The following is a 26,271-nucleotide window of genomic DNA, read 5'->3' on the forward strand; positions in this document are numbered from 1 at the left end:
GGCGGGACCCGTTACTCGACCTTGGCCTTCGCGCGCAGGTCTTCCTGGAACTTCGCCAGCTTTTGCTGTTGCAGCTGCTGTGCCACCTGGGGCTTCACTTCTTCCAGCTTGGGCAGTTCTGCCTGGCGCACATCGTCCAGGCGGATGACGTGCCAGCCGAACTGGCTCTTCACCGGAGCGTCGGTCATCTTGCCCTTCTCGAGCTTCACCAGGGCTGTCGTGAACTCGCTCACATAGCTGGAGGGGTTGGCCCAATCGAGATCGCCACCCTTGGCACCAGAACCTGGGTCCTTGGATTGCTTCTTGGCGATGTCTTCAAACTTGGCGCCCTTCTTGATGGAAGCGATGATGGCCTTGGCATCCGATTCCTTTTCCACCAGGATGTGACTGGCCTTGTATTCCTTGCCGCTGTTGGCCGCGACGAACTTGTCGTATTCAGCCTGGATCTCGGCATCGGTCACCGGGTTCTTCTTCTGGTAGTCGGCGAACAGTTCGCGAATCAGGATGGTCTGGCGGGCCAGATCCATTTGCGCCTTGTAGTCCGCCGAGCCTTCCAGGCCGCGCTTTTGCGCTTCCTGCATGAAGATTTCGCGGGTGATGACTTCTTCCTTGATCTGGCCTTCGATGTCCGGTGTCACGGGGCGGCCCGAGCGCTCCACTTGCTGCTTGAGTGCCTCGACGCGCTCTTTCGGCACGGCCTTGCCGTTGACGATGGCGACATTCTGGGCGGAAACGGGCAGGGCCATCGTGCCCAGCACGGCGGCGGCCACGAGGCCGGACAGGAGCTGTTTCTTCATGCGGAATCCAAAAAATGAGAGGTTGTTTGCCAGCTGAGTTCCGGCAACTGGGGACATGGGGGCCGGTTCAGAGAACTTCAATGGCAAGGGCGTGAACCCCTTGGTCAATAAATTCTTGCAGCGCATCATACACAAGGCGGTGCTGCGCGACCCGGGCCTTGCCTGTAAACAAAGGTGACGAAATGCGGACCCGGAAATGGGTGCCGAAACCAGTGCCGTTGGCTCCCGCATGTCCCGCATGGGCGGCGCTTTCGTCGAGCACTTCCAGGGCCGTGGGCGTGAGGCGGTCCGCCAGGGCCTGGTGCATCTGCTGCGCGAGTATGGTCATGGCAGGTCGTCCTTCAGGCTGCGGGCTCATCGCCTTCGTCGCCCTTGAGGTGGGGCGCCACATAGATGCCCTGGCCCACCAGGAAGACCAGCGGGAAGGCATACCCCCAGAGCTTGAAGTCCACCCAGGCCTCAGTGCTGAAGTTGACGACGACATACGCGTTGATGGCCGACATGAACGCGCAGTACACGATCCAGGCGACGTTCAGCCGGTGCCACACACCCTCTGGCAGGGTCAGCTGGCTGCCCAGCAGCATCTTGAGGAAGTTCTTCTTCATGATCCACACCGCCACCGCGAGCGCGACGGACATGGCGCCGTACAGCACGGTGGGCTTCCACTTGATGAAGCGGTCGTCCTGCAGCACCAGCGTGAGCGTGCCGAACAGCAGGATCAGCACCAGGGTCACCTTGTGCATGGTCTGCAGGCGCCGGTCGATGGCGTAGATCAGGGCCATCTGCGCGACGGTGGCGCCCATGAGCACCGCGGTGCCCACATAGATGCCGTACAGCTTGTAGGCCCCGAAGAACAGCAGGATGGGGAAGAAGTCGATCAGGATTTTCATGGGGTCAGGGGCGGGTCTCGGGGCTCAGTCCTTGTCGGATTCGAAATCCAGCGAGGCCGAGTTCATGCAGTAGCGCAGGCCGGTGGGGGTGGGGCCATCTTCGAAGACATGGCCCAGGTGGGCCCCGCATTGTGCACACACTGTCTCGGTGCGGACCATGCCATGGCTGCGGTCCACGATCTCGGTGATCGCCCCGGGGATGGCCTCGGAGAAACTGGGCCAGCCGCAGCCGGCATCGAACTTGGTCACCGAATCGAACAATTTCGCGCCGCAGCAGATGCAGTGGTAGCTGCCATCGGCCCAGTGGGCCTCGTATTTGCCGGTGAAGGGGCGTTCGGTGGCGGCATGGCGCGTCACCTGCAGGGCGGCGGGTTCGGCGCCCTTGCCCTGCAGGATGGCTTGCCACTCGGCTTCGGTCTTCTGGACGGGGTAGGTCATGATGAACAGCTGATCTCGATGGAAGACGCCCAGTCGGGCGGGAAGGCTGCGTAGGCGTCGTGCCCGGGGTGCTCGTCGAAGGGGTACTCCAGCAGCCGCTGAAGGGTTTGGAGTTCACTGAAGTCGCCAAGTTTCGCCGCACGGATGGCTTGCTCGCCCAGGTGGTTGCGCAAGACGAACTTGGGATTCGTTTTCAGCATTAAATCGGCTGCTGGCGCTTGCCCATCAAGCGTCAGTAGCTCTGAATAGGATAGCAACCACTGGTCCAGGGCGGCGCGGTCGGCAAACAGGTCCCGCACGGGCTCGAAATCGCGCCCGGCCACTGCATGCGACAGGCGGCGCCAGAAGATCGTGTAGTCCACACCGTTGCGGGCGAGCAGCTGCAGGATGCCGTCGATCAGTTGCCCATCGCCTTCGCTGGCGCCCGCAAGCCCCAGCTTGGCGCGCATGCGGGCCATGAATTCCTCGGGGAACACGCTCTTGTAGGACTCCAGGGCCTGCTTGGCCAGTTCCTGGTCGCCGATCAGGGGCAGCAGCGCCTGCGCCAGGCAAAACAGGTTCCAGTACGCCACGTTGGGCTGGCGGTTGTAGGCATAGCGGCCCTGGGTATCGCTGTGGTTGCACACGTGGCCGGGCACGAAGGCATCCAGAAACTGGAAAGGGCCGTAGTCGATGGTCAGGCCCAGGATGCTCATGTTGTCGGTGTTCATCACCCCGTGGCAAAACCCCACGGCCTGCCACTGCGCCATCAGCCTGGCCGTGCGCTCGCTCACGGCCTGCAGCAGCGCGGCGTAGGCATTGCCGCCGACCTCGGTGGTGCCCCGGCATTCGGGGTAGTAGCGGTCGATGACATAGTCGGCCAGGGCCCGAAGCTGTGGCTGCAGGTCGTTGGCGGCGAAGTGCTCGAAATGGCCAAAGCGCACGAAACTGGGGGCCACGCGCGTGACCACGGAGGCTGTTTCGATCTCTTCGCGGCGCACGGGCGCGGGCGAGCCGGTGATGCACAGCGCGCGCGATGTCGGAATGCCCAGGCCATGCATGGCCTCGCTGCACAGGAATTCGCGGATGCTGGAGCGCAGCACGGCCCGCCCGTCGCCCATGCGGGAGTAGGGCGTGCGCCCCGCGCCCTTGAGCTGGATTTCCAACCCGCCGGCGGTTTCCCCCAGCAGGATGGCCCGGCCGTCGCCCAGCTGGCCGGCCCAGACGCCGAACTGGTGCCCGCTGTAGACGCTTGCAAGGGGCCGCGAGCCAGCGAGCAGCACGTTGCCCGTGAAGGCCTGCAGGGCTTCGTCGCTCTCCAGCCATGCAGGGTCCAGGCCGATCAGCCGCGCCACGGCGGCGCTGGTTCCCACCCAGTGCGGCGCGGGCAGCGGGGTCGGGCGCAGTTCGGTGAAAAAGTCCGGTCCCAGGGCCGCGAAACCATGGTTCCAGGCCAGGCCGATGTCGGCGGTGGTGTCGCTGTCGGCGGGCAGGTTCATGGGGTCGATTGTCTCGCACCGGTGATGCCCCGGCCCCGGCAGGGCCATGGGTGGGGGAGGGTGGAACCCGTTGCGCCGCGCGCAGGCCGCCGCGCGGCCCGCGTGGGTTCGCCGGGTGTTCTCAGGCGCCCTGTTCGGATGCCGTGCTTTCGGGCTCCGCGTGCAGTACGTGGGCCCGGTACTGGCCGGGCGGCATGCCGAACCAGCGCTTGCACGCCCGAAACAGGTTGCTCTGGTCGGCGAACCCCAGCAGATCGGCCACCTCCGCCAGGCTGCGGCGCTCATCGCTCAGGTACTGGCCGGCCAGCTCGCGCCGCGTGTCGTCCAGCAGTTGCTGGTAGCTCACGGATTCGGCCTGCAGGCGCCGCTGCAGCGTGCGGTCGGTCAGGTGCAGGCGCGCCGCCACGTCTTCGCGGCGGGGTTCGCCCAGGTGCAGGATGCGGGCCACCTCGGTGCGCACGCGCGTGCTGGCCAGCGTCTGGCCCAGGTGGTCCAGTTCGGTCTCGACCAGTCTTTCGTGCAGGGCCCACAGGCTGGGGTTGTGGGTGGGAATGGGGGCCAGAAGGTCGGCCTCGGCCAGCAGGAAGCGGTTGGCGGGCTGGCTGAAGTGCGGCAGCAGGCCGAAGGCGGAGCGGTAGCGCGCCTCGTCCGCGGGCGGCGGGGTGATGAGTTCGACCGCCAGCGGCGTGAGCTCGCGGCGCGTCAGCCAGCCGCACAGGGTCAGCAGGGTCAGCACGGCGAACTCGACCCGCTGGCGCGGAATGGGCCGTGTGGCGCCGATGTGGCTCAGGACGAGCCAGTACCCGCGCGGCCCGCGCTCCATCTCGAAGGTGGTGGCGTCCGAGATCACCGCCATGTGCCGCTGCAGGTGCTGAAACCCAACAAGGAGATTGGGGCCCGACGCCAGCGCATAGCCCACCAGATCCACGTTGCCGTAGCGCCCGGTCAGGTTGCGGTCGAGCCCCAGCCCCGGCTTGCCATACTGCGCCGCGGCCAGCTCCCACAGGCGGCTCACTCGGTCCACGTCGACGCGGGTCTGGGGCAGGTGCAGCGCGGCCAGGTCGATGCCCGCCTCGGTGCACAGCTGCGCGGCCGGCAGGCCCTCGGCCGCGAACATGTCCGCGATGCCCCGCACCCAGGCGGCCGAACTGGTGCGTGGGGTCATGGGTGGTTTTTCCCCTCAGGGTTAACTCTAGGGTGGTGTTCTGAAGTCACTGTTTTGGCGAGGTTGCGATAGTGGGCCGAAGGCGAAGCATTCACACAATCGTCGCTGAGGACGGGCCCTGCCGCAAGTGTGACGCTTCAGAGAGGCCCGCCCCATTCCTGAAAACCCCAAAGGAGACAAAACATGCCCGATTTTCAGTGGTGTCTGCGGTGGAGTGCCGCCGTGCTGTCGGTGTTGGCGACAACGGCGTGTGGCGGTTCGGACGGCAAGCCCCCCGAGCTGCGGGAAACCCGCTACGGCATGGTGCGTGGCGTGGACGACAGCGCCGCCACCGGCACCTATGCCTGGAAGGGCATTCCCTTCGCGAGGCCGCCGGTGGGCGAGCTGCGCTGGCAGCCGCCGGTGGAGCCCGTGGCGTGGTCGGGCGAACGCAATGCCAGCCAGTTCGGCAATGCCTGCCTGCAGATGGGCCGCATCTACGGTCCCGGCGCCAACAACCGGTTCGACGACACCATCGGCCAGACGCTCAACACGCCCGTGGGGAACGAGGATTGCCTGACGCTCAACATCTGGCGCCCGGCCACGTCGCAGGACAACCTCCCCGTGCTGCTGTTCCTGCACGGCGGCAGCGCCATCTCGGGCTACACCGCCGATCCCGTGTACGACGGCGCGGCGCTGGCCCGCGCGGCCAATGCCGTGGTGGTGACCGCCAACTACCGCCTGGACGTGCTGGGGTTCATGCAGCTGCCCCAGCTGCACGGCGGCGGCCAGCCCTATACAGGCAACTACGCCCTGCTCGATAACGTGCAGGCACTGCGCTTCATCCAGAACAACATCGCCGGTTTTGGCGGCAACGCGGGCAATGTCACCCTGATGGGGCAGTCGGCGGGCGCCATCAATGCGCTGGCGCTGCTGACGGCGCCCCAGGCTGCTGGGCTGTTCCACAAGCTCCTGCCGGTGAGCGGGGGGATTTCGCTGGCGGCGAATCTGCCGCCCGGCTCCATTCCCACGCTCAATCCTGCATCCCGGTATGCCACCCAGTCCGGCATGCTGCTGGCGCATCTGGCGCTGGCCGACGGCCTGGCGCCCGCGTTGCCCGCGGCCCAGGCGCTGGTCGCGGGCTGGCCCGCCTCCCAGGTGGCCGGCTACCTGCGCGGCAAGGATGCGAGCGTGATCCTGCAGACGCTGCTCAAGAACGGGCTCACCGGGTCTGGCCCCATCCCCGACGGCGTGGTGGTGCCCGCCGATCCGATCGCCGAACTGGGGGCCGGGCGCTATCACAAGGTGCCTGTCCTGTCCGGCTACACGGCGGACGAGGGCAAGCTGTTCGCGCCGTTCCTGGCATTGCTGGGGGGCAAGCCAGGGATGAAGATTTCCGACGCGGACCGCTTCGCGATGATGCAGAAGTTCAACCCCGACGCGCCCACCACGCTCACGGCCGGCGACATCCTGGATGCCTCCTATCTGCCCGTGACGGCGCCCGGCACGGGCTACAACGCGCGCACCCGCCTGCTGGGCAGCGTGTTCATCGACCCGAGCCGCGACAACCTGCTCAACACCCTGCGCAGCCAGCAATCCGCGGTATGGAGCTACCAGTTCAACTGGGCGCAGCAGCCCGCGCCCTGGAACGACGTGTACGGCGCGGCGCATGCGTTCGACCTGCCGTTCCTGTTTGGCAACTTCGGGCCCTCGGTCTTTGCCAGGGCCACCAACAGCGCGGCCAACCAGCCAGGGCGCCTGGCGCTCTCCAAGGCCATGATGGACAGCGTGCGCGCCTTCGTCCACACGGGAGATCCGAACAACGCGACGGTGAACCAGAACTGGAAGCCGTGGCCCAGCCGGCTCCTGTTCGACGCTGACCAGAAGGCCGTGCGCCTGAGTGTGCAATAAGGTGAGGGTGCCAGTGCGATCTGCAGGGTGTCAGCGCGCCGCGGTGGCGGCGAGGTACGCGTTCAGCGCCTCGTCGTCCACGATGGCCACACGTCCGAAGTCCAGCGACACGATGCCCATGCCTTCCAGCGCGCGCAGCACCTTGTTCACCGTCTGGCGCGACAGGCCCACCAGCTGGCCCAGCTCGTCCTGCGTGAGGTTCAGCCGCCGCGTGCTGCGCCAGAACAGGCGGCTCAGGTACAGCGCGACGCGGTGCTCGGTGGACTGGGTCCGTCCGGCCTCGATGATCGTCATGGCCTGGCCCAGCCGCATGTTCAGGTGCAGCACCAGAAACTGGTTGAACGCCAGGCTGCTCTCGCGCAGCGTTGCGAACAGCGGCAGCGGCAGGCACAGCAGCGTGGTGGGGCGCAGGGCGACCACGTGGTACCGGCGGGGCTCGGGCTTCATGGCCGATCCTTCGCCGAACCATTCACCATCGGGCACGCCGATGAAGGCCGAGGAGCGCCCCTGGCTGGCGGGGCTTTGGAGCATCACCAGGCCGGACAGCACCGCGTGCCAGCCTTGCACGGCACTGCCGGCCGGCATCATCACTGCGCCCTTGTCGCCGTGCGTGGCGAATACCTCGGCGCGCAGGCGCTCCTGCAGGGCTGCGGGCACGCTGGCAAACCAGGGCTGGGCCGCGATGAACCGTGGGGCGGAGGGGGCGGAACTGAGCATGGGCGTGATTGTCACCGCCCACGCCAGGCGTTCAGGGTATTCCCTTGGCCTTTGTCAATGGGACGACAGGTGTTGGCAGGCGCGGCCGCCGCGCGCACACTGCGGCCCTGTTGCATGTGCGCCGGCCGGCCAGTCCGCTTGCCCTGGGCGACACCGCAATGAGACACGCCGCGCTACGATGACCATTCCATTCACCACAACATCCAAGGAGCACACATGCTGGGCCTGATGCAGAGCCAACCGTTGCTGATTTCGTCGTTGATCGAGTTCGCAGAGCGCCACCATGGCGATGCCGAAATCGTGTCGCGGCGGGTCGAGGGCGACATCCACCGCTACACGTACCGCGATCTGGGCGCGCGTGCACGCCGGTTGGCCAATGCGCTGGACGAGCTCAAGCTCGCGTTCAGCGACCGCGTGGCCACCCTGGCCTGGAATGGCTACCGCCACATGGAGATGTATTTCGGCGTGAGCGGCTCTGGCAGGGTGCTGCACACCGTGAACCCGCGCCTGCACCCCGACCAGATCGCCTGGATCATGAACCATGCCGAAGACCAGGTGCTGTGCTTTGACGTGACGTTCCTGCCCCTGGTGCAGGCCGTGCATGCCCGGTGCCCCACGGTGAAGAAATGGGTGGCCCTTTGCGATGCGGACAAGCTGCCCGCGGATTCCGGCATCCCCGGCCTCACGAGCTACGAAGCCTGGATCGGCGCGCAGTCGCCGGACTACGCCTGGCCCGCGTTCGACGAGAACTCGGCATCGAGCATGTGCTACACCAGCGGCACCACGGGCAACCCCAAGGCCGCGCTCTACAGCCACCGCTCGACCACGCTGCACGCCTATGCCGCCGCGCTGCCGGACGTGATGTGCCTGTCGGCACGCGACTCGGTGCTGCCCGTGGTGCCCATGTTCCACGTCAATGCCTGGGGCATCCCGTACTCGGCGGCGCTCACGGGCTGCAAGCTGGTGTTCCCCGGCCCGGCCATGGATGGCAAGTCGATCTACGAACTCATCGAATCCGAGAAGGTCACCTACGCGGCCGGCGTGCCCACCGTGTGGCAGATGATGCTGGGCCACATGAAGCCGGCCGGCCTGAAGTTCTCCACGCTCCGGCGCACCGTCATCGGCGGCTCGGCCTGCCCGCCCGCGATGATCCATGCGTTCAAGGAAGACTTCGGCGTGGAAGTCCTGCACGCCTGGGGCATGACCGAGATGAGCCCGCTGGGCACGCTGTGCACGCTCAAGAACAAGCACCTGGCCATGTCCAAGGACGACCAGATGAAGATCCTGCAGAAGCAGGGCCGCGCGATCTACGGCGTGGACATGAAGATCGTGGGCAGCGACGGCAGCGAGCTGCCCTGGGACGGCAAGACCTACGGCGACCTGCTGGTCAAGGGGCCGTGGATCGTGGACAGCTACTTCAAGGGCGAGGGCGGCCATCCGCTCATCCAGGATGCCCAGCGCCGGGGATGGTTTCCCACCGGCGACGTGGCCACCATCGATGCCGACGGCTTCATGCAGATCACCGACCGCAGCAAGGACGTGATCAAGTCCGGCGGCGAATGGATCAGCTCCATCGACATCGAGAACATCGCCATGGCGCACCCCGCGATTGCGATGGCGGCCTGCGTGGGCATGCCGCATCCCAAGTGGGATGAGCGCCCCATCGTGGCCGTGGTCAAGCGCCCCGGCACCGAGGTCACGCGCGAGGAGCTGCTGGCCTTCTACGAAGGCAAGACCGCCAAGTGGCAGATCCCCGACGACGTGGTGTTCGTCGAGGCCATTCCACTGGGCGCCACCGGCAAGATGCTCAAGACCAAATTGCGCGAGCAATTGAAGGACTACAAGCTTCCGGGCCTTTGAAGAAAGCTTGACGGCGGTGGCCTCAATGCATCGCCGTCGTCGTGGCCGTCGAATCTGGCGCAGACCAGACCAGGCCAGGCCAGTGCACCCGTGGAACCGGCTTTGCCGGGCCACCGGGTGCGTCCCCCTCCCGCGCAGCGAGAGAGGGTGAAGGCGCGCAGCGCCACAGGGGGTGACACCGATTCCAGTCACGTGTGCGACGCTGGTAGGGGCAATCCCTGAGCATCGCTTTGTTGCAACGCGGTACGCTGCGTTGTGTTGATTTACAAGGAGACAAGACCATGAAATTTGCTATTAAGGCTGTAGCAGCCTCGGTACTGTTGGCAAGCGCTGGCGGGGCATTCGCTCAAAAGGGCGAGACGGTGAAGATCGCTTGGCTCGACCCGCTCTCCGGCCTGATGGCGGCAGTGGGAACGAACCAGCTCAAGAGCTTCCAGTTCATCGCTGAAGAGTTCAACAAGAAGAACCCGGCGGGCGTCAAATTCGAGATCATCGGCATCGACAACAAGCTCAGCCCCCAGGAGACCACGAGCGCCCTGCGTTCGGCCATGGACCAGGGCGCACGCTACGTCGTGCAGGGCAACGGCTCCGGTCCGGCCCTTGCCATCATGGACGCGCTGGAAAAGCACAACGCGCGCAATCCCGGCAAGGAAGTGCTGTTCCTGAACTACGCGGCCGTGGACCCCGACCTGACGAACAGCAAGTGCAGCTACTGGCACTTCCGTCTCGATGCAGACACCTCCATGAAGATGGAAGCGCTGACGACCTACATGAAGGACTTGCCTGAAGTCAAGAAGGTCTACCTGATCAACCAGAACTACTCGCACGGCCACCAGGTGGCGAAGTTCGCCAAGGAAATGATGCAGCGCAAGCGCCCCGACGTGCAGTTCGTCGGCGACGACCTGCACCCCCTGGCCCAGGTGCGCGACTTCTCGCCCTACATCGCCAAGATCAAGCAGTCGGGTGCCGACAGCGTGATCACCGGCAACTGGGGTTCTGATCTGGCGCTGCTGATCAAGGCGGCCAACGACGCGGGCCTGAACAACGTCAACTTCTACACCTACTACGGTTCCGTCACCGGCAGCCCCACGGCCATGGGCGCCGCCGCGGCGGGCCGCGTGTACATGGTGGCCTATGCGCACATGAACCTGCCGGGTGAGCTCAACAAGATCGTGGTGGACTACAAGAAGAAGTTCAACGACGACATGTACACCGGTGCCGTGTACCACGCGTTCACCATGCTGTCCGAAGGCTTCGCCAAGGCCAAGTCCACCGACCCGGTCAAGGTGGCCGCCGTGTTCGAAGGCATGAAGTTCAAGAGCTTCAACGGCGAGGTCGAGATGCGCAAGACCGATCACCAGCTGCAGCAGGGCCTGTTCATCTCCAAGTGGGAAAAGGCGGGCGCCAAGTTCCCGATCGACTCGGAGAACACCGGCTACACCTTCGTCCCTGTGAAGTACTACGAGCCCTATGTGGCCAGCACGCCCACGTCGTGCCAGATGAAGCGCCCGTAAATCCGGTTCCATCGCTTCGAGGCCCGACCTACTCGGGCCTTTTTTTTACCTTGCAATGAAAAATTCCAATGAATCCTGAGTTTTTCGTGATTTCCCTGCTGAACGGCGTGAGCTACGGGCTCCTGCTCTTCATGCTGAGCTCGGGCCTCACGCTGATCTTCAGCATGATGGGGGTGCTCAACTTTGCGCACACCAGCTTCTACATGCTGGGGGCTTATTTCGCGTTCACCATCTCCGGGGTGGTGGGCTTCTGGCCGGCGCTGGTGCTGGCCCCGCTCGTCGTGTTCGCGCTGGGCGCCGCCTTCGAGCGCTACTGCCTGCGCCGGGTGCACAAATTCGGGCACGTGCCCGAACTGCTGGTCACCTTCGGCCTTTCGTACCTGATTCTTGAAGTGGTGCAGCTGGTGTGGGGACGCTCCACCGTGCCCTATGGTCTTCCGGAGCAACTGCAGGGACCCCTGTTCTCCCTGTATGGCACGCAGTTTCCCAAGTCGCGCTCTTTCGTGATGCTGGTGGCGTTGCTGATGCTGGTGTCGGTGTGGCTGCTGCTCACGCGCACACGCATCGGCCTGGTGATCCAGGCGGCACTCAAGTACCCCGAGATGGTGGAAGCGCTGGGCCACAACGTGCCGCGCGTCTTCATGCTGGTGTTCGGCGGCGGCGCCGCGCTGGCCGGCCTGGCCGGCGTGATCGGCGGCAACACCTACGTGACCGAGCCCGCGATGGCGGCATCGGTGGGCTCCATCATCTTCGTGGTGGTGGTGGTCGGCGGCATGGGCTCGCTGGCGGGGGCCTTCCTTGCGTCGCTGCTCATCGGCCTGGTGCAGACCTTCGCCGTGGCGCTCGACTATTCGCTGATCCATGTCTTCCAGGCCGTGGGCGTGGCGGTGACCGACCAGACCTTCGGCTATCCCTTGCTCAAGCTCACGATTTCCCAGGTGGCGCCCATCCTGCCCTATCTGTTCCTCGTGCTGATCCTGATCTTCCGCCCCAAGGGCCTTCTGGGCACGCGGGAGGACTGATGCCATGAATTCCACTACGACAACCACCCCCGCTGTTTCCAGCGCCACCTCCTACTACCGGTTCAAGCCGTGGAACGTGGGCCGGTTCATGATCTGGACCCTGTTCGCGGTCATGCTCATCGTCGCGCCCATGCTGTTTCGCAGCAGCCTGGCGCTGACCATGCTCTCGCAGATCGGCTACCTGATCATCATCTGCCTGTCCTACAACATCCTGCTGGGGCAGGGGGGGATGCTGAGTTTCGGCCACGCGGTGTACACCGGGCTGGGTTCGTTCATCGCCATCCACGCGATGAACATGGCGACCAAGGGCTCGGTCAACATTCCCCTGGTGTTCATCCCGCTGGTCGGCGGCCTGGCCGGAGCGTTCTTCGCCATCCTGCTCGGTTTCGTGACGACCAAGAAGTCGGGCACCACCTTCGCCATGATCACGCTGGGCATTGGCGAACTGGTCGCCTCCATGGCGCTGATGTTCCCTGAGTTCTTTGGCGGGGAGGGCGGCATTACCACCGACCGCGTGTATGGCAAGGCCTTCTTCGGCCTGAACTTCGGCTCGGGCATGCAGGTGTACTACCTGATCGCAGCCTATTGCTTCGTCTGCACCGCCGCCATGTTCGCGTTCACCGGCACGCCGCTGGGCCGCATCCTGAACGCCGTGCGCGACAACCCCGAGCGCGTGGAGTTCATCGGCTACAACACGCAGCGCGTGCGCTACTTCGCGTTCATCATCGCGGGCTTCTTCGCGGGCATTGGCGGGGGGCTGGCCACCATCAACTTCGAGATCATCACGGGCGCCGACAGCCTGAGCGTGATCCGATCCGGCGGCTACCTGCTGTTCACGTTCCTGGGCGGTGCCACCTTCTTCTTCGGGCCCATCATCGGCGCGGTGCTGCTGGTGCTGGCGTCGGTGCTGCTGTCCGAGCTGTCCAAGGCCTGGCTGCTGTACCTGGGCCTCGTGTTCCTGTTCATGGTGATGTATGCGCCCGGCGGCATCGCCAGCCTGATCATGATGAACCTGCGGCTGGCCAAGTACGGCAAGCTGCGCCCGCTCTGGAGCTCCTACCTGGCCCTGGCCGGCACGGCGCTGGTGGGCGTGATGGGTGCGGCCTGCATGATCGAGATGACCTACCACCTGCAGCTCAACGCAGCGCTGGGGCCTGAGCTGACGTTCCTGGGCGCGACACTCAATGCCAAGGGCTTCACGAGCTGGTTCGGCGCCATTTTCGTGATGGTCACGGGCTTTGGACTCTTTGAACTCTGCCGTCGCCAGTTCGTGCGCCAGTGGAGCACGATCCAGGAAGAGATCGAACATGAAATCAAGCGTGGGGAGGCGCTGTAAACATGGCGGCTGACAACGCAACCAATACCTATGCGCTCGAACTGCGCGACCTGCGCAAGAGCTTTGGCAAGACGGAAATCATCCGTGGCGCGAACCTGGCGGTCGCTCCGGGCGAACGCGTGGCCATCATCGGCCCCAACGGCGCGGGCAAGTCCACGCTGTTCAACCTCATCAGCGGGCGCTTCGCACCCACCAGTGGGGACGTGATCCTCAACGGCCAGCGCATCAACGGCCTGGCACCGTACGAGATCAACCGCAAGGGGCTGTCGCGCAGCTTCCAGATCACGAACATCTTTCCCAAGCTCTCGGTGTTCGAGAACCTGCGCTGCGGCGTGCTGTGGAGCATGGGCTACCGCTACACCTTCCTGCGTTTCCTGTCGAACCTGCACGACGCCAACGAGCGCGCCAAGCAGCTCATGGAGATGATCAAGCTCGACAAGAAACGCGACACGCTGGCCATGAACCTCACGTATGCCGAGCAGCGCGCTCTCGAGATCGGCATCACCATCGCGGGCGGCGCCAACGTGATCCTGCTGGACGAACCCACGGCCGGCATGAGCAAGAGCGAGACCACGCGCTTCATCCACCTGATCAAGGAGGTGACCGAGGGCCGCACCCTGCTCACGGTGGAGCACGACATGGGCGTGGTGTTCGGCCTGGCCGACAAGATCGCCGTGGTGGTGTATGGCGAGGTGATCGCTTTCGATACACCCGAGAAGGTGCGCGCCAATGCGCGCGTGCAGGAGGCCTACCTGGGATCGGCCGTGGCCGACGAGCAGGGCGCGGGACACTGACTTATGCTGAAAATAGACAATCTCCACGCCTACTACGGCAAGAGCCATGTGCTGCATGGCGTGAGCTTCGACGTGCAGCCCGGCGAGATCGTGGCGCTGCTCGGGCGCAACGGCTCGGGCCGCTCCACCACCGCCAAGGCCATCATGGGACTGGTGGACTGGGAGGGCACGCTGCAGTTCAAGGGCCAGGACCTCAATGGCAAGAAGGCCTATGAGATCGCCCACCTGGGCCTGGGCTACGTGCCCGAGAGCCGGGACGTGTTCCCCAACCTCACCGTGCACCAGAACCTGCTGCTCGGCCAGAAGGGCAACGGCAAGGGCAGCCGCTGGTCGTTCGACGACATGTACGAGATGTTCCCGCGCCTCAAGGAGCGCCAGCACACCGAGGCGGGGGTGATGTCCGGCGGCGAGCAGCAGATGCTCACGCTGTGCCGCACGCTCATGGGCGACCCGGACCTGATCATCATCGACGAGCCGACCGAGGGCCTGGCGCCCAAGATCGTCGAGCTGGTGGGCCAGTACCTGCAGACCATCAAGGCGCGCGGCATCTCGGTGCTGCTGATCGAGCAGAAGCTGACCATCGCCATGAAGATCTCGGACCGCGCGCTGGTGATGGGGCATGGCTCCATCGTCTTCCAGGGCACGCCGGACAGCCTGCGGGCCGACAACTACATCCGCAAGGAATGGCTGGAGGTATGAAGGCCCCCCTGAGTCGCTTCGCGCCATCCCCCCACGGGGGGGACGCTCCCAGCGCGGCGGGGCGGCCCTTGCGCGGGAGCGCTGGCCTTGGCCGCGTCCGATTCAAAGGCCATGAGCCCTGCTACAGCCTGTGATTGGCCGAGAGAGGCGCCTGGACTGACCTGGCGCCTCTTTTTTTGCCCGAAGAGACGGGTTGGCGGCCAGGAGCCATGTCCCCACCGGGACAAATTGACACGCCAGCGCCGCGCGAAGTCTCTACAATAAAAACGCACGATCGTTCTTTTTCACTCTCCAAGGAACAACAGCACCATGACCGCTGAATACAAAGTCCACGGCTCCGTTGCCGTGATCACCATGGCCAATCCCCCCGTCAACGGACTCGGTCTGGCGACCCGCCAGGGCATCGTGGACGGCCTCGGCCGTGCCAATGCCGATGCAGCGGTCACTTCCATCGTCATCACCGGCGCTGGCGGGGCCTTCTCCGGGGGGGCCGACATCAAGGAGTTCGGCACCGACAAGTCGCTGCAGGAGCCCAACCTGCTGTCGGTGATCGCCGCCATCGAGAACTCGGCCAAGCCCGTCGTCGCCGCCATGCACACGGTCGCCATGGGCGGCGGCCTGGAGCTGGCTCTGGGTTGCCACTACCGCATTGCCGCGCCTGGCTGCGCCATCGCGCTGCCGGAAGTCAAGCTGGGCCTGATCCCCGGCGCGGGGGGCACGCAGCGCCTGCCGCGCGTCATCGGCGTGGAGGCGGCGCTCAACATGATCGTGAGCGGCGAGCCCGTCAAGAGCGAAATGATTGGTGGCGTGCCCGGCCAGAAGCTGTTCGACAAGATGGCCGCGTCCGCCGACTCCCTGGCGCAGGAAGCCCTGGCCTTCGCCCAGAGCGTGGCTGACGCCCGTCCGCTGCCCCTGGTGCGCAATTTCCCCTGCAAGCATCCCGAAGGCGACGCGTACTTCCAGTTCGCGCGCAACATGGTCAAGGGCATGGCCAAGAACTTCCCGGCGCCCGCCAAGTGCGTGGACGCGGTCGAAGCCGCCACGAAGAAGAAGTTTGCCGAAGGCATGCTGGTCGAGCGCGAGATCTTCATCAACCTGATGTGGACGGCCGAGTCGCGCGCGCTGCGCCACCTGTTCATGGCCGAGCGTGCGGCCAGCAAGATTCCCGACGTGCCGTCCGACACCCCCAAGCGCGACATCAAGCTGGTGGGCGTGATCGGCGCCGGCACCATGGGCGGCGGCATCTCCATGAATTTCCTGAACGCGGGCGTCCCCGTCAAGATCCTGGAGATGAAGCAGGAAGCCCTGGACCGTGGCGTGGCCACGATCAAGAAGAACTACGAAGCCCAGGTCAAGAAAGGCAAGCTCAAGCAGGACAAGTACGAGCAGCGCATGGCCCTGCTGAGCACCACGCTGAGCTACGACGACTTGAAGGACTGCGACCTCATCATCGAGGCCGTGTTCGAAGAGATGGGCGTGAAGGAAGCCGTGTTCAAGCAGCTCGACGCCGTGGCCAAGCCCGGTGCCATCCTGGCCTCCAACACCTCCACGCTCGACGTGGACAAGATCGCCGCCTTCACCCAGCGCCCGCAGGACGTGGTGGGCATGCACTTCTTCAGCCCCGCCAACGTGATGAAGCTGCTGGAAGTGGTGCGCGGCAAGCAAACCGCCAAGGACGTGCTGGCCACCGTGATGGCCATCGGCAAGAAGATCAAGAAGACCTCGGTGGTCTCGGGCGTGTGCGACGGCTTCATCGGCAACCGCATGATCGAGCAGTACAGCCGCCAGGCCGGCTTCCTGCTGGACGAAGGCTGCACTCCGCAGCAGGTGGACAAGGCGGTCGAGAAGTTCGGCTTTGCCATGGGTCCGTTCCGCATGGGCGACCTGGCCGGCAACGACATCGGCTGGGCCATCCGCAAGCGCCGCGCCGTGGAGCGCGCCGACATGAAGTACAGCCGCACGGCTGACAAACTCTGCGAGCTGGGCCGCTTTGGCCAGAAGACAGGCGCGGGCTGGTACGACTACCAGGCCGGCAAGCGCGATGCGATCCCGAGCGACCTGGTCAACAAGATGATCGAAGACCACCGCAAGGAACTGGGCATCACGCCGCGCAAGATTTCGGACGAAGAGATCGTGCAGCGCCTGGTGTTCGCCCTGGTCAACGAAGGCGCGCACATCCTGGAAGACGGCATCGCCAGCAAGTCGGGCGACATCGACATGGTGTACCTCACGGGCTACGGCTTCCCCATCCACCGTGGCGGCCCCATGCACTACGCCAGCGAAGTGGGCCTGTTCAACGTGGTGCAGGCCATGGACCGCTTTGCCAAGAACCCCAACGACGATGCGGCGTTCTGGAAGCCCGCCCCGCTGCTGGCCAAACTCGCCGCAGAAGGCAAGGCGTTCAACTGACATCGATGCGAAGCCGCACCGCGTGCGCAGGCCGCAGGCCGCCACGGGTGCGTTCCACCCCCTGAAAGGATTTCCCCATGACCTCCGCAGTGATTGTTTCCACCGCCCGCACCCCGCTCGCCAAGAGCTGGAAGGGTTCCTTCAACATGACCCACGGCGCCACGCTGGGCGGCCATGCCGTGCAGCACGCCGTGGCGCGCGCCGGCATCGACGGCGCCGATGTCGATGACGTCATCATGGGCTGCGCCACGCCCGAAGGCGCCACCGGCAGCAACATCGCCCGCCAGATCGCGCTCAAGGCCGGCCTGCCCATCACGAGCTCGGGCGTGACGGTGAACCGTTTCTGCTCCTCCGGGCTGCAGACCATCGCCCTGGCCGCCCAGCGCATCATCGCGGGCGAAGCCGACGTGTTCGTGGCCGGCGGCGTGGAGAGCATCTCCTGCGTGCAGCAGGAGATGAACCTGCACATGATCCAGGACCTGGCCCTGGCCAAGCAGAAGCCCGAGATCTACTGGAGCATGCTGCAGACCGCCGAGCAGGTGGCCAAGCGCTACAACATCGGCCGTGAAGCCATGGACGAATACGGTGCCGCCAGCCAGCAAAAGGCCTGCGCGGCGCAGGCCGCCGGCCTCTTCGACGCCGAGATCGCCCCCATCACCGTCACTGCCGGCGTGGCCGACAAGACACTGGGCCTGATCACCAGGCAGGTCACGGTGAGCAAGGACGAAGGCACGCGGGAAGGCACCACGGTCGAGGCGATCCAGGGCCTGCGCTCGGCGCTGCCCGGCGGCCTGATCTCGGCCGGCAATGCCAGCCAGTTTTCCGACGGCGCGGGCGCCTGCGTGGTGACCAGCGAGGAGTACGCCAGCAAGAAGGGCCTGAAACCCCTGGGCCGCTTCCTGGGCTTCGCGGTGGCGGGCTGCGAACCCGACGAGATGGGCATCGGCCCGGTCTTCGCCGTGCCCAAGGTGCTCAAGAAGCTGGGTCTCACGGTCAACGACATCGACCTGTGGGAGCTCAACGAAGCCTTCGCGGTGCAGGTGATCTATTGCCGCGACAAGCTGGGCATTCCGGCGGACCGCCTGAACGTGAACGGGGGGGCCATTGCCGTGGGCCATCCCTACGGCGTGTCGGGCCAGCGCCTCACGGGCCATGCGCTCATCGAAGGCAAGCGCCGCGCCGCCAAGCGCGTGTGCGTGACGATGTGCATTGGCGGCGGCATGGGTGCCGCAGGCGTGTTCGAGGTGTTCTGAGGCATGGCCTCGGACCGCCCCACCGACATGCGGTCCGGGATGGCCTCGCCCGAGGCCTTCCTGGCGCTGGGCCGGCAGGTGCTGGCCAGCCAGCCCTTCAGCGTGCTGCTGGGGGCGGAGCTGGCGGCGCTGGCGCCGGGCCGGTGCGAGCTGTCCCTGGCGCTCACGCCGCAGCTGCTCCAGCAGCATGGTTTTGCGCACGGCGGGGTGGTGAGCTATCTCGCGGACAACGCGCTCACCTATGCCGGCGGAACGGCCATGCAGGTGCCGGTGGTCACGTCCGAGTTCAAGATCAACTACCTGCGGCCCGCGGTGGGCGAACACCTGCTGGCCCGTGCCGAGGCGGTGCACCATGGCAAGAGCCAGGCCGTATGCCGCTGCGAGGTGTTTGCGGTCCGGGGCGGGCAGGAAAAGCTCTGCGCCGTGGCGCAGGGCACGAGTGCGGCATTGCCCGCTGCGGCGGGGCAGGGCGTGCCGGGCGAAGGGGCCGCGGCGGGCGAAGACTGACGGGATGAAGGGGCGGACTACAAATTGTTTCTTTGTCGGGGCGTGACGTGGAGGTCCGGTGCCGGCCGCACGGGCAGAATCCCCGCGGCCACCGGTGTGCTGGTGGCCCTGGCCTCCGTCCTCCACCCCAACCCGGTACCTTCCATGCGTTGCCTGCTTCCTTCCGCCCCCCTTCTTGTCGCCCTGTCGGCCCTGGCCGTGGCATGTGGCGCCCACGCCCAGAGCTTCAAGCTCCAGCTGCCGCTGGAGTCCGATCCTGACGTGGTGCTGCAGGACATCGTGCTCGACGCGCGGCAGACGCGTGTGACGCTGCTGGTGAAAAACACCACCGACGAGGCGTTTGAGGCCTGCGCGCAGCCCACCGGCTCGGCCGATGCGTTCACGCTCAAGGACCTGGGCAGCGGCGCCGTGCTGCAGCAGCAGGCGATCAGCGGCCTGACGTTCTGCAATGTGAAGATGGATGTGGTGAAGCCCGGCCGCACCAAGATCCTCAAGATCACCTTCCCGCCGCTCCCCGCGGGTGCATCGCGCCTGCAGCTGGGCGAGGCCAGTTGCCAGCCCAGGCCCGATTCGGACATGGACTACTGGTGTTTCAAGAATATTGTGCTGCCCGCACGCTGAGCCCCTGAACGCAGGGGCCGGACCGGGCATTGCACGCAGTGACAAGGAGACCTTATGACCCTGCGTTCCACCCTCGACTTCCTGCTGTACGACTGGCTTGATGCCAAGGCCCTCACGGCCCGCACGCGTTTTTCCGACCATTCGCGCGACACCTTCGACGCGGTGCTCGACACCTGCGAGCGCATCGCGCGCGAGAAGTACGCGCCCTTCAACCGCACGGTGGACATCGAGGAGCCTCATTTCGACGGCGAGAAGGTCACGCTGCCCCAGTGCACGCACGATGCGCAGAAGGCCTACGCGGCCTCGGGCATGCTCAGTGCCGCGCAGGACTACGACATTGGCGGCATGCAGCTGCCCTACACGGTGGAGGCCGCGGCCAACAGCTTCTTCGCCGTGGCGTCGATCAGCATGGGCTCGGGCCTGCTCACGGTGGGCAATGCCAACCTGTTGATGGTGCATGGCACCGAGGCGCAGAAAACCGTGTTCGCGCTCAACGAATTCTCGGGCCGCTTCTCGGGCACCATGTGCCTGTCGGAGCCGCAGGCGGGTTCGTCGCTCAGCGACGTGGCCACGCGCGCCGTGCCCGATGGCGAGGGCTTCGAGAGCGACCCGCTGGGCCCGCGCTACCGCTTGAAGGGCAACAAGATGTGGATCTCGGCCGGCGAGCACGAGCTCACCGAGAACATCATCCATCTGGTGCTGGCCAAGATCCCCGGGCCCGACGGCAAGCTCGTGCCCGGCACCAAGGGCATTTCGCTCTTCATCGTGCCCAAGAAACTGGTGGACACCGAGGGCAAACTCACCGGCGTGCGCAACGACGTGGCGCTGGCGGGCCTGAACCACAAGCTCGGCTGGCGCGGCACGACCAACACGCTGCTCAACTTCGGCGAGGGCAAGTACCCGGTCGATGGCGAGGCCGGCGCCGTGGGCTACCTGGTAGGCCAGCCCGGCAAGGGCCTGCACTGCATGTTCCACATGATGAACGAGGCGCGCATCGGCATCGGCATGGCCGCTACCATGCTGGGCCTGGCGGGCTACTACGCGAGCCTCGACTACGCGAAGAACCGCCCCCAGGGCCGTCCGGTGCAGGGACCCAAGGATGGCGCCGCTGCCGTGGTGAAGGACGTGGCCCAGCCGCAGGTGCGCATCATCGAGCACGCCGACGTCAAGCGCATGCTGCTGGCGCAAAAATCGTACGGCGAGGGCGCACTGGCGCTCAACCTGTTCTGCGCGCGCCTGGTGGACGAGCAGGCCACGGGCGATTCGGCCGCCGCCGACGAGGCGCGCCTGCTGCTGGAGGTGCTGACTCCCATCGCCAAGAGCTGGCCCAGCGAGTGGTGCCTGGAGGCCAACAGTCTGGCCATCCAGATCCACGGCGGCTACGGCTATACGCGCGATTTCCCGGTGGAGCAGTACTGGCGCGACAACCGCCTGAACATGATCCACGAGGGCACGCACGGCATCCAGGCCATGGACCTGCTGGGCCGCAAGGTGCTGATGGAGGGCGGGCGTGGCCTGCAACTGCTGGCCGGGCGCATCAATGCCACCATCGAACGCGCGATCCAGGTGCCCGCGCTGGCGGCGCATGCCAACGCGCTGGGCGCGGCGCTGCAGCAGGTGGGCGCCGCCACCAAGGCCGCATGGGCCACGGGCCAGCCCGCCGACGCGCTGGCCAATGCCGTGCCCTACATGCAGGCCTTTGGCCACATGGTGCTGGCCTGGGTGTGGCTGGACGTGGCGCTGGTCACGCTGGCCGCCGATGCACAGCTGGCCCGGCCGACCAGCGTGGGCCGCATGGGCGCGATGCGCTTTTTCTTCCACTACGAGCTGCCCAAGATCGGTGCCTGGCTGCAGGTGGTGAGCGCGCGCGATGCGACCTGCGCCGCCTTTCCCGAAGAGGCGTTCTGATGGTGGCACCCCGAACGCTGCAACGCCTGCACAAGCTCATCTGGACACTCATCTACGGCGGCCTGCTCACGCTGGTGCTGGGCATCGCCACGGGGCGCACCGATGGTGCGCTGGGCTGGAGCCTGGTGGTGGGCGGCGCCCTGGTGGCCGTGGTGGGCGTGGCGCTGATCGCGGTGCGCGCGCGCCTGAAGGCGGGCTGACCCCGCCGGCCGACGCGGTGGCGACACAATGGCCCCGCGTTGCGCCGCACAATCATTGACTGATTTCCCCTGCCGGAACAGCGCGGCGCGTGGCGCCCCCGTTCCGGGCAGACGACCCATCCAGAGCAACCCAAGGAGACAACCCATGACCCGCACCATCCAACAATTGTTTGACCTGACTGGCAAGACCGCGCTCGTCACCGGCGGCTCGCGCGGCCTGGGCCTGCAGCTGGCCCACGCGCTGGGCGAGGCCGGCGCCAAGATCGTGCTGAGTTCGCGCAAGGCGTCCGACCTGGAAGAAGCCGCCGCCGACCTGCAGGCCGCCGGCATCGACGCCCGCTGGATCGCCGCCGACTGCGCCAACGAGGCCGACATCCGCCGCCTGGCCGACGAGACGCTGGAGCGCCTGGGCCACGTGGACATCCTCGTGAACAACGCGGGCGCCGCCTGGGGCGCACCGGCCGAGGACCATCCCGTGGAGGCCTGGGACAAGGTGATGAACCTCAACGTGCGCGGCTATTTCATCCTCTCCCAGCACATCGCCAAGCACAGCATGATCGGCCGCCGCGGCGGCAGCATCATCAATGTGGCATCCATCGCCGGCCTGGGCGGCAACCCCAAGGGCATGAATACCATTGCCTATAACACCTCCAAGGGCGCGGTGATCAACTTCACCCGTGCGCTAGCGGCAGAATGGGGCGCCTACAACATCCGCGTCAATGCCATCTGCCCAGGCTTCTTCCCGAGCAAGATGACGGTGGGTACCCTGAAGGCCATGGGCGAGGAAGCACTGGCGGCGCATGCTCCCCTGGGCCGCCTGGGCGACGATGAGGATTTGAAGGGCCTGTGTGCGCTGTATGCGTCCGATGCCGGCAAGCACATCACGGGCCAGTGGCTTGCGGTCGATGGCGGCGTGAGCATCGTCACGGGCGGCTAGTTGGAGTACAACCCCCCGAGGCGCTTCGCGCCTTCCCCTTTCTCTCGGCTTCGTCGGGAAGGGGAACACCGCCAGCGCGGCGGGGCGGCCCTTGCGCGGCGGTCGCTGGCTGGGGCCGCGCCAGTTTTTGAGTTTGTGTACTGAGGAAATGCCGTGAAAAGTTTTGGTGTCGAAATTCCCTTTGTCAGCCACCTTGGCTTCACCCTGCACCGCATGGAAAAGGGCGAATCCGAACTGCGCTACGAAGCCAGGCCCGAACACCTGAACTCCTTCGACGTGACCCACGGCGGCGCGTCGATGACGCTGCTGGACGTGACCATGGCCACGGCCGCGCGCAGCGAGACGCCCGACATGGGCGTGGTCACCATCGAGATGAAGACCAGCTTCATGCAGCCCGCCCGCGGCCCGCTGGTGGCCAAGGGGCGGCTCATCCACCGCACCGCCACCATGGCATTCACCGAAGGCACGGTGTACGACGCGCAAGGCAAGGTGTGCAGCCACGCCACCGGCACCTTCAAGTACGTGAAGCGCCTGCCGGTGGACAGCCGCACCGCGAATGGCCTCAAGGTGATTTCCACCGACTGAGTCCGCTCAGAATTTGAGTAAAAATGGCCACTAGCGCTTGATGGATAAGCGCTGGAAGCTATCAAAATAGTAGCAATGTTCAAGGAGCTTCCCATGCCACGCAACCAACAGATCGTTCTCGACAACCGCCCCCAGGGCGAGGCCGTGGCCAGCAACTTCAAGCTGGTGGCGGTGGACACGCCTGCGCTGCAGGACGGCCAGGTGCTGGTGCGCCATCACTACCTGAGCCTGGACCCCTACATGCGTGGCCGCATGAACGAGAGCAAGAGCTATGCGGCGTCCCAGGGCCTGGGCGAGGTCATGATCGGCGGCACCGTGGGCGAGGTGGCCGAGAGCCGCCACCCCAAGTACGCCGTGGGCGACAAGGTGGTGGGCATGGGCGGCTGGCAGGAGTACAGCGTGGTGGACGGCAATGCCGTGGGCGCGCTGCGCAAGGTGGACACCACCCATGTGCCGCTGTCGCACTACCTGGGCGCCGTGGGCATGCCCGGCGTGACGGCGTGGTACGGCCTGGTGAAGATCATCGCCCCCAAGGAAGGCGACACCGTGGTGGTGAGCGCCGCCACCGGCGCCGTGGGCAGCGCCTTCGCCGCGCTGGCCAAGGCGCGCGGCTGCCGCGCGGTGGGCATTGCCGGCGGTGCCGACAAGTGCCGCTATGCGGTCGAGGAACTGGGCTTCGACGCCTGCATCGACTACAAGGAACACAGCGAGGTGAAGGCCCTGTCCAAGGCCTTGAAGGAAGCCTGCCCGAACGGCATCGATGGCTACTTCGAGAACGTGGGCGGCTGGATCATGGACGCCGTGATGCTGCGCATGAACGCCTTCAGCCGCGTGGCGCTGTGCGGCATGATCGCCGGCTATGACGGCCAGCCCCTGCCCATGGCCAACCCCGCGCTGATGCTGATCAACCGCATGAAGATCGAGGGCTTCATCGTGAGCGAACACATGGAAGTGTGGCCCGAGGCGCTCAAGGAGCTGGGCACCCTGGTGGGCACCGGCAAGCTGCGCCCGCGCGAGACGGTGGCGCAGGGCATTGCCGCCGCGCCCGAGGCCTTCCTGGGCCTGCTCAAGGGCAAGAACTTCGGCAAGCAACTGGTGAAGCTGATCTGATGACGCTCCGTTGGGTCTGGGCCCGCTTCGATGACCTGGGCGTGCACGCGCTGCATGACGCCCTGGCCCTGCGCTGCAGGGTCTTCATCCTGGAGCAGGGCCCGTACCAGGACCCGGACGGCGCGGACAAGCAATCGTGGCACCTGCTGGGCTATGGCGAGGCCGGTGCGCTGCAGGCCTGCCTGCGCGTGGTGGACCCGGGCGTGAACTACCCCGAGCCGTCCATCGGCCGCGTGGTCACGGCCCGGGAGGCGCGCGGCAACGGCACGGGCCGGGCGCTGATGCTGGAAGGCATCGCCCGTTGCAGCGGTGCGTGGCCCGGCCAGTCCATCCGCATCAGTGCGCAGGCCCACCTGCAGCGCTTTTACGGCAGCCTGGGCTTCGCGGCCGTGTCGGACGAATACCTCGAAGACGATATCCCCCATATCGAAATGTTGTGGAGCCCATCATGACCACTGCCGCTGCCCGCCCCGCCAGCACCCATGAGGTGTTCAACCAGAGCACCCCCTGGGCCGACGTCAATCTCTTCACCACCAACCGTCCCTTGCAGGATGCGCTGCGCCTGCACAGCCCGGCGCTGCCGCTGGAAGGCCTGACCGCGCTGGGCGCCGAGATGGGCTCCGCCGAGATGCAGGCCCATGCCCGCCTGGCCAACACCTGGCAGCCCCAGCTGCGCACGCACGACCGTTTCGGCCACCGCACCGATGTGGTGGAGTTCCATCCCAGCTACCACGCGCTCATCGGCGCGGCACTGCGCCACGGGCTGCACGCCACGCCCTGGTCGCGCAAGGATGCCGCGGGCGCGCCGGTGCCGCATGCCCACATCGAGCGCGCGGCGGGCTTCATGCTGTTCACCGAGGCCGAGCCCTCGGTGCTGTGCCCCGTCTCCATGAGCTACGCCGTCACGCCCGCGCTGCGCGGCAACCCCGCCGTGTGGGCCGACTGGAGCGCGGGCCTGACCAGCACGCGGTACGACCCGCGCCTGGCCCTGTTCTCGCAAAAAACCGCGCTCACCATGGGCATGGGCATGACCGAGAAGCAGGGCGGCTCGGACGTGCGCGCCAACACCACGCAGGCGGTGCCTGATGGCGAGGACGCCTGGGGCCCGCGCTACCGCATCACCGGGCACAAATGGTTCTTCTCGGCGCCCATGTGTGATGCCTTCCTGATCCTGGCGCAGGCGCCCGGCGGGCTCACCTGCTTCTTCCTGCCGCGCGTGCTGCCCGGTGAAGGGGAGGGGTCCGTCAACACCATCCGCATCCAGCGCCTGAAGGACAAGCTGGGCAACCACGCCAACGCGAGTTCCGAGGTCGAGTTCATCGATGCGATGGCCTGGCGCGTGGGCGAGGAGGGGCGTGGCGTGGCCCAGATCCTGGAGATGGGCACCATGACGCGCCTGGACTGCGCCCTGGGCACCAGTGGCCTCATGCGCCAGGCGCTGAGCATCGCGCTGCACCACACGCGCCAGCGCTCGGCCTTTGGCAAGAAGCTCATCGACCAGCCGCTCATGCGCAATGTGCTGGCCGATCTTGCTCTTGAAAGTGAAGCGGCTACCGCACTATCCATAAGGCTTGCCAGCGCTTTTGATCAAAAAGACAGCAGTGGGCACGAGGCCGTGATGGCCCGCCTGCTCACGCCCGTGGCCAAGTTCTGGGTGTGCAAGCGCGGCAGCGCGTTCGCCCAGGAGGCCATGGAGTGCCTGGGCGGCAACGGCTATGTGGAGGAGGGCGGCGAAGGCACCATGGCCCGCATCTACCGCGAGATGCCGCTCAACTCCATCTGGGAAGGCGCGGGCAACATCATGGCGCTCGATCTGCTGCGCGCCGTGCGCCGCGCCGACACGGCGGCGGCCCTGGCGGACGAGCTGGCCCCGGCGCGCGGCGCCCACCCGGCACTCGACCGCATGGCCGGCGCGCTGCCGCTGCGCGTGGACGCGATGACCACCGAGGCCGAGGCCCGGCGCCTGGCGCAGGACGTGGCCCTGGCCGTGCAGGCCGCGCTGCTGTACAGGAGCGCGCCGGCCAGCGTGTTCGGCGCCTTCTGCGATGCGCGCCTGGGCGGCGACTGGGGCTACAGTTTCGGCACGCTGGGCGCGGGCGTGGATTTCGACGCCCTGCTGGACCGCGCGCTGCCTGCATGAG

General features: G+C 66.2%; 25 protein-coding genes. 18 read left to right on the forward strand and 7 right to left on the reverse strand.

The genetic code is table 11. The annotated features are described in order from the left end of the window. Positions 1-11: 11 nt before the first annotated feature. From AC07OC_RS02030 to AC07OC_RS02055, 6 genes are all read right to left on the reverse strand, one after another. Positions 12-797 (reverse strand): foldase protein PrsA, encoded by a 786-nt coding sequence (locus AC07OC_RS02030; RefSeq protein WP_494600349.1) that lies wholly within the window; start codon positions 795-797, stop codon positions 12-14. Between the two features lie 67 nt (positions 798-864). Beyond that, positions 865-1,125: a BolA family protein gene (locus AC07OC_RS02035; protein WP_492245375.1), complete on the reverse strand. Its 261-nt coding sequence runs from the start codon at positions 1,123-1,125 to the stop codon at positions 865-867. A gap of 13 nt (positions 1,126-1,138) precedes the next feature. After that, entirely contained in the window at positions 1,139-1,687 is a 549-nt protein-coding gene (locus AC07OC_RS02040) for a septation protein A (protein WP_218294755.1), read from the reverse strand. Positions 1,688-1,711: 24 nt separating this feature from the next. Next, positions 1,712-2,125, reverse strand: coding sequence for a peptide-methionine (R)-S-oxide reductase MsrB (gene msrB / locus AC07OC_RS02045; protein WP_492804946.1), 414 nt, complete (start codon positions 2,123-2,125; stop codon positions 1,712-1,714). Beyond that, positions 2,122-3,603, reverse strand: a complete 1,482-nt coding sequence (locus AC07OC_RS02050) for a protein adenylyltransferase SelO (RefSeq protein WP_492804948.1) — start codon at positions 3,601-3,603, stop codon at positions 2,122-2,124. Before AC07OC_RS02050 ends, msrB begins: the two co-directional genes overlap by 4 nt. A gap of 121 nt (positions 3,604-3,724) precedes the next feature. Continuing rightward, entirely contained in the window at positions 3,725-4,768 is a 1,044-nt protein-coding gene (locus AC07OC_RS02055) for an AraC family transcriptional regulator (protein ID WP_218341100.1), read from the reverse strand. Positions 4,769-4,951: 183 nt separating this feature from the next. Between AC07OC_RS02055 and AC07OC_RS02060 the strand changes: the two genes are divergently transcribed. Further along, positions 4,952-6,658 carry a carboxylesterase/lipase family protein gene (locus tag AC07OC_RS02060; protein ID WP_218294759.1) on the forward strand — a complete coding sequence of 569 codons (1,707 nt, stop codon included), beginning with the start codon at positions 4,952-4,954 and terminating at the stop codon, positions 6,656-6,658. Positions 6,659-6,688: 30 nt separating this feature from the next. Here the strand turns inward: AC07OC_RS02060 and AC07OC_RS02065 are convergent, their stop codons facing one another. Next, complete coding sequence (locus AC07OC_RS02065) at positions 6,689-7,375, reverse strand: Crp/Fnr family transcriptional regulator (protein ID WP_218341101.1); 687 nt, start codon at positions 7,373-7,375, stop codon at positions 6,689-6,691. A gap of 216 nt (positions 7,376-7,591) precedes the next feature. On the opposite strand from AC07OC_RS02065, the gene AC07OC_RS02070 reads away from it, so the two are divergent. The 17 genes from AC07OC_RS02070 (at position 7,592) to AC07OC_RS02150 (ending at position 26,270) form a co-directional block, all read left to right on the forward strand. Continuing rightward, complete coding sequence (locus AC07OC_RS02070) at positions 7,592-9,235, forward strand: 3-(methylthio)propionyl-CoA ligase (RefSeq protein ID WP_218341102.1); 1,644 nt, start codon at positions 7,592-7,594, stop codon at positions 9,233-9,235. A 281-nt stretch (positions 9,236-9,516) separates the two neighbouring features. Beyond that, positions 9,517-10,749, forward strand: coding sequence for a branched-chain amino acid ABC transporter substrate-binding protein (locus tag AC07OC_RS02075; RefSeq protein WP_218294762.1), 1,233 nt, complete (start codon positions 9,517-9,519; stop codon positions 10,747-10,749). 68 nt (positions 10,750-10,817) lie between these two features. After that, a complete protein-coding gene (locus tag AC07OC_RS02080; RefSeq protein WP_218294763.1) occupies positions 10,818-11,771 on the forward strand; it encodes a branched-chain amino acid ABC transporter permease in 954 nt (317 codons plus the stop codon). Positions 11,772-11,775: 4 nt separating this feature from the next. Continuing rightward, positions 11,776-13,107: a branched-chain amino acid ABC transporter permease gene (locus tag AC07OC_RS02085; RefSeq protein ID WP_218294764.1), complete on the forward strand. Its 1,332-nt coding sequence runs from the start codon at positions 11,776-11,778 to the stop codon at positions 13,105-13,107. A gap of 2 nt (positions 13,108-13,109) precedes the next feature. Then, positions 13,110-13,901, forward strand: coding sequence for an ABC transporter ATP-binding protein (locus tag AC07OC_RS02090; protein ID WP_218294765.1), 792 nt, complete (start codon positions 13,110-13,112; stop codon positions 13,899-13,901). Positions 13,902-13,904: 3 nt separating this feature from the next. Further along, entirely contained in the window at positions 13,905-14,600 is a 696-nt protein-coding gene (locus AC07OC_RS02095; protein WP_218294766.1) for an ABC transporter ATP-binding protein, read from the forward strand. 309 nt (positions 14,601-14,909) lie between these two features. Further along, complete coding sequence (locus AC07OC_RS02100; protein ID WP_494600350.1) at positions 14,910-17,009, forward strand: 3-hydroxyacyl-CoA dehydrogenase NAD-binding domain-containing protein; 2,100 nt, start codon at positions 14,910-14,912, stop codon at positions 17,007-17,009. A 77-nt stretch (positions 17,010-17,086) separates the two neighbouring features. Next, complete coding sequence (locus AC07OC_RS02105; protein ID WP_218294768.1) at positions 17,087-18,262, forward strand: acetyl-CoA C-acyltransferase; 1,176 nt, start codon at positions 17,087-17,089, stop codon at positions 18,260-18,262. Positions 18,263-18,265: 3 nt separating this feature from the next. Continuing rightward, positions 18,266-18,769, forward strand: coding sequence for a PaaI family thioesterase (locus tag AC07OC_RS02110; protein WP_255591479.1), 504 nt, complete (start codon positions 18,266-18,268; stop codon positions 18,767-18,769). A gap of 144 nt (positions 18,770-18,913) precedes the next feature. Continuing rightward, a complete protein-coding gene (locus tag AC07OC_RS02115; protein WP_218341104.1) occupies positions 18,914-19,390 on the forward strand; it encodes a hypothetical protein in 477 nt (158 codons plus the stop codon). Between the two features lie 54 nt (positions 19,391-19,444). Beyond that, positions 19,445-21,298, forward strand: coding sequence for an acyl-CoA dehydrogenase (locus AC07OC_RS02120; RefSeq protein WP_218341105.1), 1,854 nt, complete (start codon positions 19,445-19,447; stop codon positions 21,296-21,298). Next, on the forward strand, positions 21,298-21,498 hold the full coding sequence (locus tag AC07OC_RS02125; protein WP_218294771.1) for a hypothetical protein: 201 nt from the start codon (positions 21,298-21,300) through the stop codon (positions 21,496-21,498). The genes AC07OC_RS02120 and AC07OC_RS02125 overlap by 1 nt, the downstream gene beginning before the upstream one ends. Positions 21,499-21,643: 145 nt before the next feature. Further along, on the forward strand, positions 21,644-22,435 hold the full coding sequence (locus AC07OC_RS02130) for an SDR family oxidoreductase (protein ID WP_218294772.1): 792 nt from the start codon (positions 21,644-21,646) through the stop codon (positions 22,433-22,435). A gap of 153 nt (positions 22,436-22,588) precedes the next feature. After that, complete coding sequence (locus tag AC07OC_RS02135; RefSeq protein ID WP_218294773.1) at positions 22,589-23,020, forward strand: PaaI family thioesterase; 432 nt, start codon at positions 22,589-22,591, stop codon at positions 23,018-23,020. Between the two features lie 93 nt (positions 23,021-23,113). Then, positions 23,114-24,130, forward strand: a complete 1,017-nt coding sequence (locus tag AC07OC_RS02140) for an NADP-dependent oxidoreductase (protein ID WP_218341106.1) — start codon at positions 23,114-23,116, stop codon at positions 24,128-24,130. Next, positions 24,130-24,582, forward strand: coding sequence for a GNAT family N-acetyltransferase (locus AC07OC_RS02145; RefSeq protein WP_218341107.1), 453 nt, complete (start codon positions 24,130-24,132; stop codon positions 24,580-24,582). The genes AC07OC_RS02140 and AC07OC_RS02145 overlap by 1 nt, the downstream gene beginning before the upstream one ends. Next, positions 24,579-26,270, forward strand: coding sequence for an isovaleryl-CoA dehydrogenase (locus AC07OC_RS02150; protein WP_494600351.1), 1,692 nt, complete (start codon positions 24,579-24,581; stop codon positions 26,268-26,270). Before AC07OC_RS02145 ends, AC07OC_RS02150 begins: the two co-directional genes overlap by 4 nt. Position 26,271: the final 1 nt, after the last annotated feature.

This window comes from Acidovorax sp. GW821-FHT10E04 (assembly GCF_059415185.1).

Bases quoted from the DNA above. Each gene is read 5' to 3' on its own strand.
- AC07OC_RS02030 (WP_494600349.1), bottom strand. From the start codon at position 797: ATGAAGAAACAGCTCCTGTCCGGCCTCGTGGCCGCCGCCGTGCTGGGC.
- AC07OC_RS02035 (WP_492245375.1), bottom strand. From the start codon at position 1,125: ATGACCATACTCGCGCAGCAGATGCACCAGGCCCTGGCGGACCGCCTC.
- AC07OC_RS02040 (WP_218294755.1), bottom strand. From the start codon at position 1,687: ATGAAAATCCTGATCGACTTCTTCCCCATCCTGCTGTTCTTCGGGGCC.
- msrB (WP_492804946.1), bottom strand. From the start codon at position 2,125: ATGACCTACCCCGTCCAGAAGACCGAAGCCGAGTGGCAAGCCATCCTG.
- AC07OC_RS02050 (WP_492804948.1), bottom strand. From the start codon at position 3,603: ATGAACCTGCCCGCCGACAGCGACACCACCGCCGACATCGGCCTGGCC.
- AC07OC_RS02055 (WP_218341100.1), bottom strand. From the start codon at position 4,768: ATGACCCCACGCACCAGTTCGGCCGCCTGGGTGCGGGGCATCGCGGAC.
- AC07OC_RS02060 (WP_218294759.1), top strand. From the start codon at position 4,952: ATGCCCGATTTTCAGTGGTGTCTGCGGTGGAGTGCCGCCGTGCTGTCG.
- AC07OC_RS02065 (WP_218341101.1), bottom strand. From the start codon at position 7,375: ATGCTCAGTTCCGCCCCCTCCGCCCCACGGTTCATCGCGGCCCAGCCC.
- AC07OC_RS02070 (WP_218341102.1), top strand. From the start codon at position 7,592: ATGCTGGGCCTGATGCAGAGCCAACCGTTGCTGATTTCGTCGTTGATC.
- AC07OC_RS02075 (WP_218294762.1), top strand. From the start codon at position 9,517: ATGAAATTTGCTATTAAGGCTGTAGCAGCCTCGGTACTGTTGGCAAGC.
- AC07OC_RS02080 (WP_218294763.1), top strand. From the start codon at position 10,818: ATGAATCCTGAGTTTTTCGTGATTTCCCTGCTGAACGGCGTGAGCTAC.
- AC07OC_RS02085 (WP_218294764.1), top strand. From the start codon at position 11,776: ATGAATTCCACTACGACAACCACCCCCGCTGTTTCCAGCGCCACCTCC.
- AC07OC_RS02090 (WP_218294765.1), top strand. From the start codon at position 13,110: ATGGCGGCTGACAACGCAACCAATACCTATGCGCTCGAACTGCGCGAC.
- AC07OC_RS02095 (WP_218294766.1), top strand. From the start codon at position 13,905: ATGCTGAAAATAGACAATCTCCACGCCTACTACGGCAAGAGCCATGTG.
- AC07OC_RS02100 (WP_494600350.1), top strand. From the start codon at position 14,910: ATGACCGCTGAATACAAAGTCCACGGCTCCGTTGCCGTGATCACCATG.
- AC07OC_RS02105 (WP_218294768.1), top strand. From the start codon at position 17,087: ATGACCTCCGCAGTGATTGTTTCCACCGCCCGCACCCCGCTCGCCAAG.
- AC07OC_RS02110 (WP_255591479.1), top strand. From the start codon at position 18,266: ATGGCCTCGGACCGCCCCACCGACATGCGGTCCGGGATGGCCTCGCCC.
- AC07OC_RS02115 (WP_218341104.1), top strand. From the start codon at position 18,914: ATGCGTTGCCTGCTTCCTTCCGCCCCCCTTCTTGTCGCCCTGTCGGCC.
- AC07OC_RS02120 (WP_218341105.1), top strand. From the start codon at position 19,445: ATGACCCTGCGTTCCACCCTCGACTTCCTGCTGTACGACTGGCTTGAT.
- AC07OC_RS02125 (WP_218294771.1), top strand. From the start codon at position 21,298: ATGGTGGCACCCCGAACGCTGCAACGCCTGCACAAGCTCATCTGGACA.
- AC07OC_RS02130 (WP_218294772.1), top strand. From the start codon at position 21,644: ATGACCCGCACCATCCAACAATTGTTTGACCTGACTGGCAAGACCGCG.
- AC07OC_RS02140 (WP_218341106.1), top strand. From the start codon at position 23,114: ATGCCACGCAACCAACAGATCGTTCTCGACAACCGCCCCCAGGGCGAG.
- AC07OC_RS02145 (WP_218341107.1), top strand. From the start codon at position 24,130: ATGACGCTCCGTTGGGTCTGGGCCCGCTTCGATGACCTGGGCGTGCAC.
- AC07OC_RS02150 (WP_494600351.1), top strand. From the start codon at position 24,579: ATGACCACTGCCGCTGCCCGCCCCGCCAGCACCCATGAGGTGTTCAAC.